The 13,559-nt window shown below is 40.0% G+C and carries 14 protein-coding genes; 7 read left to right on the top strand and 7 right to left on the bottom strand.

Going from position 1 to position 13,559, the window contains the following annotated elements:
• Window positions 1-16 precede the first annotated feature (16 nt).
• The 6 genes from VOI17_RS12880 (at window position 17) to VOI17_RS12855 (ending at window position 5,422) form a co-directional block, all read left to right on the top strand.
• Entirely contained in the window at window positions 17-655 is a 639-nt protein-coding gene (locus VOI17_RS12880; RefSeq protein WP_323757629.1) for an outer membrane lipoprotein carrier protein LolA, read from the top strand.
• Window positions 656-1,471, top strand: a complete 816-nt coding sequence (pyrF, locus tag VOI17_RS12875) for an orotidine-5'-phosphate decarboxylase (protein ID WP_323757628.1) — start codon at window positions 656-658, stop codon at window positions 1,469-1,471.
• A gap of 24 nt (window positions 1,472-1,495) precedes the next feature.
• Window positions 1,496-2,782, top strand: a complete 1,287-nt coding sequence (locus VOI17_RS12870; RefSeq protein WP_323757627.1) for a DUF2851 family protein — start codon at window positions 1,496-1,498, stop codon at window positions 2,780-2,782.
• A 57-nt stretch (window positions 2,783-2,839) separates the two neighbouring features.
• Window positions 2,840-3,472: an acetyltransferase gene (locus VOI17_RS12865; protein ID WP_323757863.1), complete on the top strand. Its 633-nt coding sequence runs from the start codon at window positions 2,840-2,842 to the stop codon at window positions 3,470-3,472.
• Window positions 3,473-3,588: 116 nt separating this feature from the next.
• Window positions 3,589-4,554, top strand: a complete 966-nt coding sequence (locus tag VOI17_RS12860; protein ID WP_323757626.1) for a rhodanese-related sulfurtransferase — start codon at window positions 3,589-3,591, stop codon at window positions 4,552-4,554.
• 1 nt (window position 4,555) lies between these two features.
• Complete coding sequence (locus VOI17_RS12855; protein WP_323757625.1) at window positions 4,556-5,422, top strand: nucleoside phosphorylase; 867 nt, start codon at window positions 4,556-4,558, stop codon at window positions 5,420-5,422.
• Between the two features lie 5 nt (window positions 5,423-5,427).
• Here the strand turns inward: VOI17_RS12855 and VOI17_RS12850 are convergent, their stop codons facing one another.
• Entirely contained in the window at window positions 5,428-6,021 is a 594-nt protein-coding gene (locus VOI17_RS12850) for a hypothetical protein (protein WP_323757624.1), read from the bottom strand.
• 498 nt (window positions 6,022-6,519) lie between these two features.
• Between VOI17_RS12850 and VOI17_RS12845 the strand changes: the two genes are divergently transcribed.
• Complete coding sequence (locus VOI17_RS12845; RefSeq protein WP_323757623.1) at window positions 6,520-7,893, top strand: M28 family peptidase; 1,374 nt, start codon at window positions 6,520-6,522, stop codon at window positions 7,891-7,893.
• Window positions 7,894-7,947: 54 nt separating this feature from the next.
• Here VOI17_RS12845 and VOI17_RS12840 read toward each other — a convergent pair whose 3' ends face one another.
• The 6 genes from VOI17_RS12840 to tnpA all read right to left on the bottom strand — a co-directional run bounded on the left by VOI17_RS12840 (window position 7,948) and on the right by tnpA (window position 13,490).
• On the bottom strand, window positions 7,948-8,409 hold the full coding sequence (locus tag VOI17_RS12840; protein WP_323757622.1) for a RidA family protein: 462 nt from the start codon (window positions 8,407-8,409) through the stop codon (window positions 7,948-7,950).
• Window positions 8,406-8,885 carry a GNAT family N-acetyltransferase gene (locus tag VOI17_RS12835; RefSeq protein ID WP_323757621.1) on the bottom strand — a complete coding sequence of 160 codons (480 nt, stop codon included), beginning with the start codon at window positions 8,883-8,885 and terminating at the stop codon, window positions 8,406-8,408. Before VOI17_RS12835 ends, VOI17_RS12840 begins: the two co-directional genes overlap by 4 nt.
• Before the next feature lie 13 nt (window positions 8,886-8,898).
• Complete coding sequence (locus tag VOI17_RS12830; RefSeq protein WP_323757620.1) at window positions 8,899-9,423, bottom strand: hypothetical protein; 525 nt, start codon at window positions 9,421-9,423, stop codon at window positions 8,899-8,901.
• A 331-nt stretch (window positions 9,424-9,754) separates the two neighbouring features.
• Complete coding sequence (locus VOI17_RS12825) at window positions 9,755-10,681, bottom strand: adenylate/guanylate cyclase domain-containing protein (protein WP_323757619.1); 927 nt, start codon at window positions 10,679-10,681, stop codon at window positions 9,755-9,757.
• A gap of 8 nt (window positions 10,682-10,689) precedes the next feature.
• On the bottom strand, window positions 10,690-12,558 hold the full coding sequence (locus VOI17_RS12820) for an ABC-F family ATP-binding cassette domain-containing protein (RefSeq protein ID WP_323757618.1): 1,869 nt from the start codon (window positions 12,556-12,558) through the stop codon (window positions 10,690-10,692).
• Window positions 12,559-13,028: 470 nt separating this feature from the next.
• Window positions 13,029-13,490 (bottom strand): IS200/IS605 family transposase, encoded by a 462-nt coding sequence (gene tnpA / locus VOI17_RS12815; protein ID WP_323757617.1) that lies wholly within the window; start codon window positions 13,488-13,490, stop codon window positions 13,029-13,031.
• Between the last annotated feature and the right edge of the window lie 69 nt (window positions 13,491-13,559).

Here is a 13,559-nt window from a genome sequence, read left to right as displayed (position 1 = left end):
CTTAGAATAAGATACGATGAGAAGAATACAAGGATTTTTGATAGTGATGATGATTTTCAGCAGTACGCTGATGGTGGCGCAGGATCCAAAGGCCGTTTTAGATAAAATGAGTGCAACCTATAAAGCCATGCCTGGTTTTGAAATAGAGTTTGTACAGAGAGTAATGAGTGAGGCGGAGGTACTTGATAGGTTTTCTGGTACTGCCGCAGTTTCAAAAGAGAAGTTTATGATTAAGTTCAGAGATCAGCATATCTATTGCAACGGTCCTGTACTTTGGACTTACTTGGTTGAGGCACAAGAGCTGACCATAACCAATTTTGAACCAGAAGAGACCTTTATCAACCCTACCAATATTTACGATATCTATAAAAAGGGTTTTACTTACACTTATAAGCGTTCCGAAAATATGGGCGGCTCGTTAGTGGATGTAGTTGAATTGGTTTCTACCGATGAAGACAGTGATTTCACGAATATCATCATGTATATAGACAAAAAGACCAGCTACCTTAAAGCTTGGGATTTGATTGACTATGATGGTATTAAAACCGCTTTTGAAGTGGCCAACTTTAAACCAAGTCAGACTTATGCGGCTGGCTTTTTTGAATTCGACTCAAAGAAAAACCCAGTGCAACACACTGAAGACTACAGGAACTAAATGACCAGAGCAGAGCTTTTCGGCCAAATTCAGAAAAAGAACTCGTTTTTATGTGTTGGCTTAGATACCGACCTGAATAAAATACCCAAGCATTTACTAGATACCGAAGACCCGATCTTCGAGTTTAATAAGCAAATTATAGATGCTACGGCCCAATATGCCGTGGCCTATAAACCAAATATTGCTTTTTATGAAGCTTACGGTGTAAAAGGCTGGCAAAGCTTAGAAAAAACAATCGCATATATTCCTAAAGATATTTTCATTCTGGCCGATGCGAAGCGTGGAGATATTGGTAATACCTCTAAAATGTATGCCAAGGCTTTCTTCGAAAATATGGATTGCGATGCGCTTACTGTTGCTCCTTACATGGGAGAAGATTCGGTAAAGCCTTTTCTTGAATTCAAGAACAAGTGGGTAATTCTATTGGCGCTTACATCGAATGTTGGGGGAAAGGACTTTCAGAATTTAGAGCTTACTCAAGGAGGTGAACTTTATGAAGAAGTACTTCGGAAAAGCCAAGAATGGGGTTCTGCTGATCAGCTAATGTATGTGGTAGGAGCTACCAGAGCAGAGGCATTAAGGAAAATTCGTAAGATAGTGCCTGATCATTTTTTACTTGTTCCAGGTGTTGGCGCCCAAGGTGGAAGCCTGAAAGATGTAGCCCAATTTGGGATGAATAGCCAGTGTGGGCTCTTGGTAAATTCAAGTCGCGGAATTATATATGCTTCGCAAGAAGGTGACTTTGCCGAGGTGGCAGGAGAGAAGGCACACGAGTTACAGTTAGAAATGCAACAATATTTATCTGATTTTTTGTAATTTAAAAAGCTAAAAGGCTTTTTAATGTTACCAGAATCCTTTCTTCATTTCGTTTGGCGATATCAATACTTCAATACTTCTGCCATGAAGTTAGTTTCTGGTGACCAGTTGAATATTATAAAAACTGGATACCTTAATCATTTGGCTGGCCCTGATTTCAAAGAGGCAGAAGTAAATATTGAAGGAATTCAATGGCACGGCTCAGTCGAAATTCATGTCAATGCTTCCGATTGGTATGCGCACAAACATCAAGGTGATACCAACTATGATAATGTGGTGCTTCATGTAGTTTGGGAGAATGACAGACAGGTGTTTAACCGTGAGGATAAGCCGATTCCTACATTAGAACTGAAAGGCTTGGTGAAGCCCATGGTGTTAGAGCGCTATCAAAGCCTGATGGATAATGAAGATTCAATTCCATGTGCCCGACATCTAAACAACACTAAATCCATCACCAGACTTTCAATGTTAGAAAAGGCCCTGGTAGAAAGGGTGGAAGAGAAGTCTCATGACTTCAATTCTATATTGGAATCCAGTGCACATGATTGGGAAGAGTCGGCTTACCATTGGTTAGCCAAAGGCTTCGGCTTTAAAACCAATGCGAGCAATATGTTGCGTTTGGCGCAAAGTGTTCCATTAAAAGTGCTTACAAAGCATTCGAACCAGCTTTTTCAGATCGAAGCCTTACTTTTTGGGCAAGCAGGGTTTTTAGATGTAGATGTTTCTGACGAATATGCCTATCAGCTTCAAAAAGAATATAGATTTCTGAAAGCCAAATATGAATTGAAACAAAAGATAGGCTATAATGAGTGGCATTTCTCTAAAGTTAGGCCAGCCAATTACCCAACCATAAGAATCGCTCAATTAGCGGCCTTGGTGATTACTTACCCTCATATTTTTTCATTCTTTTCCGAACTTGAAAACCGAAAGGAGGCCATTGATAAACTAGATGTTTTACAATCGGACTACTGGTGTACTCATTATGCCATAGATAAGAAATTGAGCAAACGCTTGGGCGGATTGACTAAGAAATCGAAGGAAAATATTATCGTAAATACTGCCATTCCTTTTTTGGCTGCATTTGCAAAATACAAAGATGATAGTACTTACTTAGATAAGGCATTGAATCTACTTTCGTCCATTAAAGCCGAAAGTAACCATATTACCGAATTATGGAAAACCTTGGGCTGGAATGTGTCTTCTGCTTTCGATAGTCAAGGATTGATTCAACTTCACAATGCTTATTGTATCCCCAAAAAATGTATTGAGTGCAATATTGGAATATCATTGGTGCGTAATCCTGCAGTCTAGTATCCTTAGAATTTAACTCAAAAAAAGCTAACTTTGCCGCCCGAAAAAGGAGAAATTATGGACAATCCAGTAATTATATTTGGTGCGAATGAAATGGGTAAAGCTACCCTCGAAATATTTGAAAGTAACGGGGTTGTGGTCTACGGATTTTTGGATGACGATGAGTCGAAACACGGCCAAGAATTGAACGGAGTGTCTGTTTTGGGAAAAACCGATGATGATGGCTTTTTGAAATTGATTGGCAAAAAGTGCGAAGGCTTTATCGCAGTGGACGACCGTGAACTTAGAAAAGGTTTGGTGAAACTGATGGTAGAGCGCAGAAAGAAAATGCCAGTGAATGCTATTCATCGTAATGCGGAAATAGCTACTTCGGCACACATCGGCCATGGCAACTTTGTAAATAACGGAGTGGTGGTAGGCTCGAATGCTAAAATTGGCAATCACTGTTTATTGAATACCAACTCAACTGTTGATTTCAGTGCTACACTAGGTGATCTAGTACAAGTGGGTGCGGGGAGCGTAATCGGAAACGAAGCTGAAATTGGAGACAATGTGTTTATTGGCTCTGGCGTTACGATTGTCTCAGGTATTAAAGTAGGTAAGGGGGCACGAATTGGAGCGGGTTCTGTGGTAATAGCAGAAGTAAAGGCCAATGCTACCGTATTCGGAAACCCAGCCAAAGAGGTTTAGCGAGTTTCGATTTTAAATTTATGATGTGCAAAATTAACTGAGTAAGATTCTTAATTCTAAAATCAGACCTCTACAATAGAACAAAAATTCACCCTACTTGAAATAGGGCACGAGCTATGGGAAAACAATATTCAATTTTACTGTATTACTGCTATGCCGATATCCAGGATTATGAGGCATACAGAGAAGAACATCACTTGTTTTGTGTTGAAAACAACCTGCGTGGTAGAATCATTATTTCGCCAGAAGGTCTCAATGGAACCGTTTCTGGACTGAAGGAAGACTGTGAAAAGTACATGGCTTATGTACAGTCAGATGCCCGTTTTTCAGACACAGAATTTAAAGTAGAAGCCCACGAAAAAATGGCTTTTGCGAAATTACACGTTAGAGTTAAGCCCGAAATTGTACACTCTAGTTTAAGGCATATCAACCCGCGTCAGAAGACTGGTACCTATGTGGAACCAAACGAGTTCAAAGAAATTCTTAGAAATCAACCAGAAGACACTGTGATACTTGACGTTCGTAGTGATTATGAGCATAGCGTTGGTAGATTCAAAAATGCACTTACCTTGGACATTGAAAACTTTAGAGATTTTCCTGAAAAGGTGAAAGAGATAGAGGGATTGAGAAACAAGAAGGTTATCACCTATTGCACTGGAGGTATTAAGTGTGAAAAAGCCAGTGCCTATTTATTGGAGCAAGGCTTTGAAAACGTATACCAACTCCATGGTGGAATTATTAAATATGGTATTGAAGCAGGTGGTGAAGATTTTGAAGGAAAGTGCTATGTTTTTGATAACCGTATTACGGCCGATGTCAACAAGATCAACCCTTCGGTAATTTCAAAATGCCATGTTACCGGAGTGCTTACAGATAGAATGGTGAACTGTGCCAACCCAACTTGTAATGCACATATTCCAATGTCGGAAGAAGCAGGTTGGCTTATGGATGGGTGTTGCTCGGAAGATTGCCGTCAAAATCCTGAAAGAAGACCTTATGATGGAACGGGGTATTACCAAAAGAATACCAACCATTATAACCCATTAAAAGGGGTGAAAAGAGAGCCAGCTAAACTAGATTAACGTGGAGAAAAGGACTATTCCCGAATCGGAACTTATTTTAACAGACGAGGGCGCCATTTATCATTTAGGCTTACATCCTGAAATGGTAGCCGATACTGTCATCGTAGTAGGAGATCCTGCCCGAGTAGCTAAAATCAGTAAGTATTTTGATCGAATAGACTTTCAAGTTACCAACCGAGAGCTTGTTACCCATACGGGAGAATTAAAGGGCAAAAGAATCTCGGTCATCAGCTCTGGAATGGGTACGGATAATGTTGAAATCCTCATGACTGAGCTTGATGCCTTGGTCAATGTAGATTTGAAGAAACGTCAGGTAAAGGATAAGCTTAAAACTCTTAAAATAATCAGGATCGGAACTTCAGGCTGTATGCAGTCTGATATTCCATTGGACTCGTTTTTGGTGTCTAAAGCAGCCTTGGGGATGGACTCTCTGATGTCTTTTTATCCTTGGGTGGAATCAGAGGAGGGGCAAGTGATTGGCAACAAAGTGCAAAGGGCATTGGACTTACCTATTAGACCATATTTGTCAGAAGCTTCTCCATTGTTATTGAAAGAGTTTCAAGGGACACAAATGTACGGTGGGGTAACTGTAACCGCTCCAGGCTTCTATGCTCCTCAGGGCAGGGAAATCAGGCTTAGGCCATTTCTTCCAGACTATCTCGATAGGCTTTCAAAAATAAGCACCTCTTTTGGGCAAATCACTAACTTCGAAATGGAAACGGCTGGCTATTATGCCATGGCTAAAATGCTGGGCCATGAAATGATTAGCTTTAATGCACTAATTGCGAATAGGCCTAATAAACAGTTTTCATCTAATGCAGAGAAAACAGTGAATGACCTAATTGAATGGGTTATTGAAAGGCTTTAGGTCAGCTACTTTTTTGGCTTTAATTTACCTTGAAGTAATAAGTTAAACTCTTCACAAGTCAATACCCCATTGGTAGAATAGGGGCAGGTTCTGTAAATATTCTCACCCAGCCGATCTTTTGTAGTAATGATATCATCGCCTTTACATACGGGGCAAATAATATTTTCATGTCCTGAACAGCTGATTGTATTTAAGTAGAAAAATTTGGTATTGGTTTCTACGGTTGCTCCCGTTGTTCTGTTGGTCCTAAATTCCTGTTCAGATTTATCCAACAATGCAATAACCTCTTCTGAATATTGGCCAGATGAACCCTTCAGCTCTAGATACTTGCTGAGCCAATCTATACTCTGGCTATAATATTTAAGATAGAAGGAGTTCTTTCCAAAGTAATAGCAGAAATCAGAAGAAAGGACAGTAATTTGATCTAATGCCACCATAAAGTATTTGTCGGCTTCCAAATACTTTTCTTGGTTCATGTAAGTCACGGCCGTATCGATATATCTTCTAGGGTCTTGAAATAAATGACTTTCTTTTTCTTGCCCAAAAACGTTTTGAATCAGAATAAAAAGAAAGATAGTAGAAATGAAGAGTTGCCTCATAGTGAATATTTAAACGCCTAAATTAAGAAAGTTTAGACATTAAAAAGCCTCGGAATTACCGAGGCCATATGTTTTAACAGTTTTTGTGAACTGTTAGAATTCAAAAATGAATTCTACTTCGTGCTTTTCTTCAACCTTGGCAATACAAATTTTTTGCTGGCCAATGTCGCGATGCCAATTCCTGTGGCAACAATTGCGGCTGTAAATAATAATGTTTTAGTTCTCATTTTCGTTTATTTGGGGTACTTGTACTCCTAAGACAACCTTTGTGCCAATAATGTTCCTGCTCTAAGAATATTATTTTTTTGTCTTTGGTTTACATCTAAGTAACAACTAGCATTAGTCTTCTCCCTTATCTTAACTTTACTTAAATTTAATTTGTTCTTAGATTTTTGGGGTCTTTATATTTTGCCTGAAAAATTAGTTTTCCATTGGTCAAGTATCGCTTTTTATCCCAGTTAAATGATGTTTATATTTCAACAATTAACCTGTTGACTTATGAAGATTAGAAATTATTTATTTGTGCTTTTGAGTTTTGGCTTCTTTTTGAATCCACTGGCGGCTCAACAAACCGCTCCTCCCCAAACCGATGCTAGATTCTACGACATCGTTGAGTCTGCTTCTCCAGAAAGAATTGAAGCTGACATTCGTAAGCTAATCAGCTTTGGTACCCGTAATACGTTTTCAGACACCGTTTCTCAAACCCGCGGCATTGGAGCTGCTAGAAGATGGATCTTCTCTGAATTCGAGAAAATATCAAAAGAATGCGGAGGCTGTCTTGAAGTTTTCTACCAAAAGGATTTTGTGGAAAAAACAGAAGGAAGCCGAGTTCCTCACTCGGCTTGGGTGGTGAATGTTGTCGCTGTTTTGAGAGGAACTGAGTACCCAAATAGTTATGCAATGATGTCCGGTGATATTGATTCACGCTCATCTAACACAATGAACTTTGAAATTGATGCCCCTGGCGCGAATGATAATGCGTCTGGTATGGCTGGAACGATAGAAGCCGCTCGTGTACTTTCCAAGTATAAGTTTAAGCATAGCATAGCCTTCGTTGGCCTTTCTGGTGAAGAACAAGGTTTGTTCGGTGGTGCTGGCTTGGCCAAATATGCACAAGAGAATAACTGGGAAATTGTCGGAATCTTGAATAACGACATGATCGGAAACATTGAAGGCGTTGATGGAGTAATCAGTAACCGTGATTTCAGGATTTTCTCTGAGCCTACTCCGGCCAATGAAAGTGAAGGCCTAAGAAGAGCCAGAAGAACCGTTGGCGGAGAAGTAGATGGTAACTCTAGGCAATTGGCCAGGTTCATTTATAAGCAAGTACAGACTTACATGCCAGAAATGAACCCGATGATGATTTACCGTTTGGATAGATTTGGTCGTGGAGGACATCATCGTCCATTCAATGACTTGGGTTTTGCTGGAGTACGTATTATGGAAGCGCATGAAAACTATGTGCGTCAACACCAAGACGTACGAACTGAAAATGGAATTGAGTACGGAGATGTGATTGAAGGCGTAAATTTTGATTATGCCGCTAAACTCACTGCCGTTAATGCGATTTCATTGGCAGGTTTGGCTTGGGGTCCAAAACTACCTGAGGATGTAAGAATTGGTGGAGCTGTTCAGCCTTCTACAACCTTACAATGGAAAGAATCAAATGATCCGAATATTATTGGGTATAAGCTTTACTGGAGATTGACGACTTCTCCTACTTGGGATAATTCAAGATTTGTTTCTGGGGTGAATGAATTCACCTTAGAAGGTATCGTGATTGATAATTATTACTTTGGAGTGGCCGCTGTAGCAAAGAACGGAAGTGAATCACCTGTGGTATTCCCATATCAGCAGATGAGAAGAAGATAGAAGGTATAAAGCCTAATCGAATATAGAATGAAAAGCGGCTAATGGCCGCTTTTTTTATGATTCAGTAATTGTAAAGCTCGCAGTTAACCCAACACTGAAATTTCTTGGAAGAGATTGAACGCCAAAAATGGCTCGACTATGTCTGCCTTTTTCTTCCAAAATTTTGACAAAAAGATCAGAAGCGCCATTCGCAACTTTGGGTGATGCATCCCAATTATGTCCCGATTGAAAGTAAATGTCTATATGGTTTAAACCCACTAATCTGTTGAAGCCTACTTTGCTGTTGATTTGAGCCAAGACATTCAGGGTGCATAGTTCCATAGCATGATAGCCATCTTCTGTACTGAGCTCATCTCCTAATCGTCCTTGATACAAAAATTCTTCATTCATAATTGGAAACTGTATGGCCACATAGGCAATGTTTGCTCGGATATTAACCGACACATAATTGCCTCCAGGAATAGAAGCCTCTGGGAGCGTAAGATTGAGTTTTTTTAAGTTTTCTAGTGGGTTCATCGTTCTTGAAAATTCTGTTTGACCATTTTGTAATTATTGATACTAATTCCATCAACCTTCATCCAGTTTTCTTTTACTACTTGGAATCCTCTTTGCTCAAAGAAAGGCTTAGCAGTTTTACTCACATTGGAATAGAGTTCTTTTACACGACATGTCTCGGCCTCCTTTTCTAAGGCATCCATCATTAGATTGGCAATTCCTTTTCTCAGGTGTTTGTAATGCACATACATCATATCTATGTAGTTTCCATTTTCCAAAGAAGCAAAACCTACTATTTCATCATTAATAGTGGCTACTATAAAATACTGTCCCTTAATACGTTTTTCCCAACGCTCATCGTTTTGAGCGGAAGCCGCCCAAACTCTAATTTGCTCAGGAGAGTAATCGTTAATACAAAGGGATTCAATCGTGCTTTTATAGAGCGCTTGAAGTTCAGGAATGTCGGCTGTTTGGGCTGGTCTTAGGATAGGGGGCATTTTATCAGAAGTCTTAACTAGGTTCCCAAAAATCAATACGTTTCAGTTTTCCTTCAGAAAAGAACAAGAGTAATGCAGCGTCAACCAAATTTCCGTTACTATCGGCAAAGGGGATGCCGCAAACGGTGTATGAGGCCGGGTCTTTATGAATTTGGATTGGTTCGGTGGAGGCACAGTCCTCTGGAAAGTATGCCTTGGCGTCTTCAATGGTAGTTTCCTTTGTAAAGGTCATATCTCCAAGCACCACCTTTGTAATACGGTTGTCGAACTTAATCACATTTAGATCACAAATATTTGAGCTCACATAATATTCATAATAAGTTCCTCCGATATACACTAAAGAGTCAGCTTCAGACATACCCATATTTTCTGGAACTGGATTGATACTGTCAATGGGTACTCCTGAGGACTTAATTTCATCTAAGGTCATTTTAGCCTTTAATACACCATTCATTTCAAAGAAACCGAACTGAATAGCTTGAGCATTCAAAAGAGAGGTGAATCCAGTTAACAATATTATGAGGAGGGCTTTTTTCATTTCAGTTAGTGTTGGTGGTTTTAGAAACGATGTTCATGAATTCAGGTTTCTGGTAAATGTAAAGAACTCTAGGAATACCGATCCATGTCCTTCATAAAGCGCCTTCTATCTCTGCGTTGGTTTCTGTTTATGATAAAGAATAGGAGTGGGCCTATTAAAAAAGCTGTGAATAATGGAAGTTGAAATACTCTAGATTGATTGCTCTTACGAGCCGATCGCTGTTTTAAAAATTGTAGAAAACTGATGGTGTAAACCACCATTATCAGAACGCAAATAAGAATCCATGCTGTTGTGCTCATATCCAAAAATACAAACTTATTGTAATTACAAACTAGACCAGTACTGTTGGGCTTACGTACTCTAAGGAATAAACTTTATGGCTTCCTTTCTTGCCCTTTACCTCTATTTCGTATTCCCCGTTTACCACGCAGCAAGTTTCAAATTTTTTGAAGAGGGCTTCAGAAATTAGAAAATCTGTATTTAATGTTTTGTTGGCTTGTTCGATGCGCGAAGCGAAATTCACGGTATCGCCAATGGCAGCTTCTTTTTGCATGCCTTCTATACCAATGGTGCCCCAAATTACTTTACCAGTATGCGCTCCTAAGCGAATTTTGAAAGAAGAATTCACTAAATCGTGTACTTCTGTATCAAATTTTTTAATGGCTTCTTGAAGTTCGAAACCTGCACTGATCACATTTTTTGTATGATTCGGCTGGTGATCTAAACCAAAAATGGCCAAGAAACCATCACCGTAATAGTCGAGAATTCTGCCATTATGTTTTTTGATGATATTGCCTGCAATATAGAAATAGCGGTTGAGCACATGCACCACGTCATATGCGGGTGTACGTTCGCTAAAGGCAGTATAATCGGCAATGTCCACAAAGAGTACTGAGGCATCAATTACTTCTCCCAAACTTCGAGGGGCGCTTGACATGCCTGAGCTTAGAATAATGTTTTCGTCTATTTTATCCAGAACTAGCCTACGTGCTTTTACTGGGCCGCATACCGTGGTTTGACATGCTAATCTTATTTCTGGCCCAAATTTAAGTACGTCTGCTAATTTCTGTTCCTTCTCGTTTCTAGGGTTTACGTTTTCTAATCCTTCATTAATATAAACCCGGCAGGTAGAGCATTTGGCTTGCCCGCCACAAGCGTGCGCATGATCGATACCCATTTTAAGCGAGGCGTCCAAAATGGTTTCACCATGCTCGCAGTCTACTGTTAGTTTATCTGAATTAAGAATTAGCTCAGCCATAAATTAGATTACATGTACTCAGAAAGCTCAAGCCAGCGCATTTCCTTCTCCTCTAAATCGTTATTAATCCTTTCTAGTTCCGTTGCCCACTCAGTTAATTCCTCATGATTAGTAGAACCCCCTATTATTTTTTCATTCAGGACTGCTTTTTGCGCTTCTAGCTTGGCCATTTCTTTTTCTATCGTATCAAACTCTAGCTTTTCTTTGTACGATATTTTTCGCTGTTCTTTTTTAGGGGCTGGAGCAGCGGGCTTCTCAACGGCCTTAGGCTTTGGTGCATCTTTGGCAGCTACTTCTTCTAAACGCCAATCGGTATAATTACCGTTATAATCTCGGATGTCGCCTTGGCCGTCAAAAACAAAGAGGTGATCGACTAATTTGTCAACAAAATACCTATCGTGAGATACAAGCACCAAGCAACCTTCGAAATTCTCCAGGAAGTTTTCCAAGGTGTTTAATGTAATCAAATCGAGGTCGTTGGTTGGCTCATCCAGAATCAAGAAATTTGGACTTTTGATCAAGATTTTAAGCAACTGAAGTCTACGCTTTTCTCCACCACTCAATTTACCAATGGGTTTGTATTGCACTTCGGGTGGGAAGAGGAATCGAGTCAAGAATTGAGAAACCGGGATGCTCTGGCCTTTTCCGTACTCTACAAATTCAGCAATTTCTTTCGCAAATTCAATCACCGTTTGAGCATCGTTGAACCTTAGCTCTTGCTGACGGTAATAGCCTATTTTAGTGGTTTGGCCTAAATCAATCGACCCTTCATTGGCTTCTAAATCACCTACGAGTAAACGAAGGAAAGTTGTTTTTCCACTTCCGTTTGCACCAACAATTCCTACACGGTCTTTTCTTGGGAAAACGTAAGAGAAATTATCGATCAATTTCTTGTCGCCAAAACCATGGCTGATTTTTTCAATTTCTAATACTTTTTTACCCTGACGAGAAGCCGTGGCACCCAATTCCATGCCTGTGGTTTTTGCACCAGAGAAGGCCTTTGATTTAGTTTCTTCAAAAGCATCTACTCTGTACTTGGCTTTTGTGCCTCGGGCTTTTGGTTGCCTTCTAATCCAATCCAGTTCTTTTCTGTAGAGGTTTTGAGCTTTCTCTACCGATGAAGCTTCGGATTCATGGCGCTCCGCTTTCTTTTCTAAGAAATGCCCATAATCACCTTTATAACGATAGAGTTTTCCTTGCTCGAGCTCTACAATTTCGTTCGTTACTTTTTCTAAGAAATACCTATCGTGAGTAACAAGAATCAAGGCCATATTGGCTTGACTCAAATAACCTTCTAACCATTCAATACTGTCAATGTCCAAGTGGTTGGTAGGCTCATCCAGAATTAACAAATCTGGTCTTTGAATAAGCACTTGTGCCATGGCCACCCTTTTCTGCTGACCACCGGATAGTTTACTTACATCGGCTTCCAGATCTTTCAAGCCAAGCTTACCTAAAATCTGCTTTACCTGACTTTCTTGATCCCAAGCATTCAAAGCGTCAATGCGTTCGATAACGGTTTGCATTTCTTTGTCATCGTAATCACCACGTTCAGCCTTGATCATCACTTTTTGGTACCGATTCAAAAGCCTAAGGGCTTCGTCATCGCTATCGAACACTGCATCGAGTACAGTTTGACTGGTTTCGAACTTTGGGTTTTGTACCAATGAGCGCACCACAATGTCGTTTCGGAAAACTACATCACCGGCATCCTGTTTTTCTACACCAGTAATAATTTTAAGCAGTGTGGATTTCCCAGAGCCGTTTACGCCCACGAGGGCAATCTTTTGGCCTTGATCGACACCAATGGAAATGGCATCAAGTATTTTTCTGTCACCAAATGTCTTGGTGATATTTTCTAACGAAAGGTAGTTCATTCTTGAATGGAATTCTTAGTGGCGCAAAAGTAACCAAAGAAATGGGTAACGATGTGTTTTTGCCTAATCAAGGGAGAATTAAATGCGAAGAACCAGCCTTTTCATGAAGGTGTCGCTCCTCTGGAGCTAAAGTATTCTTCACGTTCCAATGTGTATTACAAATATTCCGCTCCTACGGAGCTGGGGTGTTTCACCTCTTTGTCTGGTATTCAATAAATGTTTCGCACGTTGGGGCAGGTGAATTTGTTTTATTATTCCGTTATGAAGGTGTCACCTCGCTGGGGATGGCGTATTCTAAACATCCCGCTGTGTCTTACAAAAGTCAAGATAATAGGCTGTTTCTACTACGGAGCCCTTCTGGAGCTGATTAATTCGGATAGAAACGTCTCATTGGGCTCCAGAGGAGCCTGATTTTTGTAGAAATCAATCGGTAGCTGTACCCACCCCACCAAGCTCCAGAGGAGCGACACCTAATCAAGCCAATTAAATAAATATTGATCGTCAAATTGGATATTGAATTTCGTAAGAAAATCATGGTATTCCTGTTTGAATGTTTTTTTCCTGTGATGCTCGCGCTGGTTCAAAATGTAATTCACAACCGTATCTAATTGGCTTTTTGCATAGCTAAAAGCACCATATCCTTCTTGCCAATTGAATTTTGATGTAGTGTATTTGTTTTCATTTATCCATTTGGTAGAACTGGATTTAACGTCTCTGGCCAAATCTGAAATTGATTGGGCAGGGTTCAATCCAACCAATATGTGACAATGATCGGGCATGCAATAAATGGCTAATAACTTATGATCGTTTTTGGCGATAATACCAGAGATATACTTCTCCAACGGTTCTCGAAGATTCGCATTGATTAAAGCGTCCCGATGCTTTACCGCAAATACGTATTGTATTAATATTTGTGTGTAGGTGTTTGGCATAGCTGATTTGGGTTTCACTCCTATGGAGCTAGGTTAATTATACATTGGTTTGTTTTATAATGGTATCGC

It is taken from the genome of Roseivirga sp., assembly GCF_034669765.1.
Lineage (GTDB): Bacteria > Bacteroidota > Bacteroidia > Cytophagales > Cyclobacteriaceae > Roseivirga.
The sequence above is the reverse complement of the archived record's forward strand: the minus strand, read 5'-3'. Positions and strand labels throughout refer to the sequence as shown.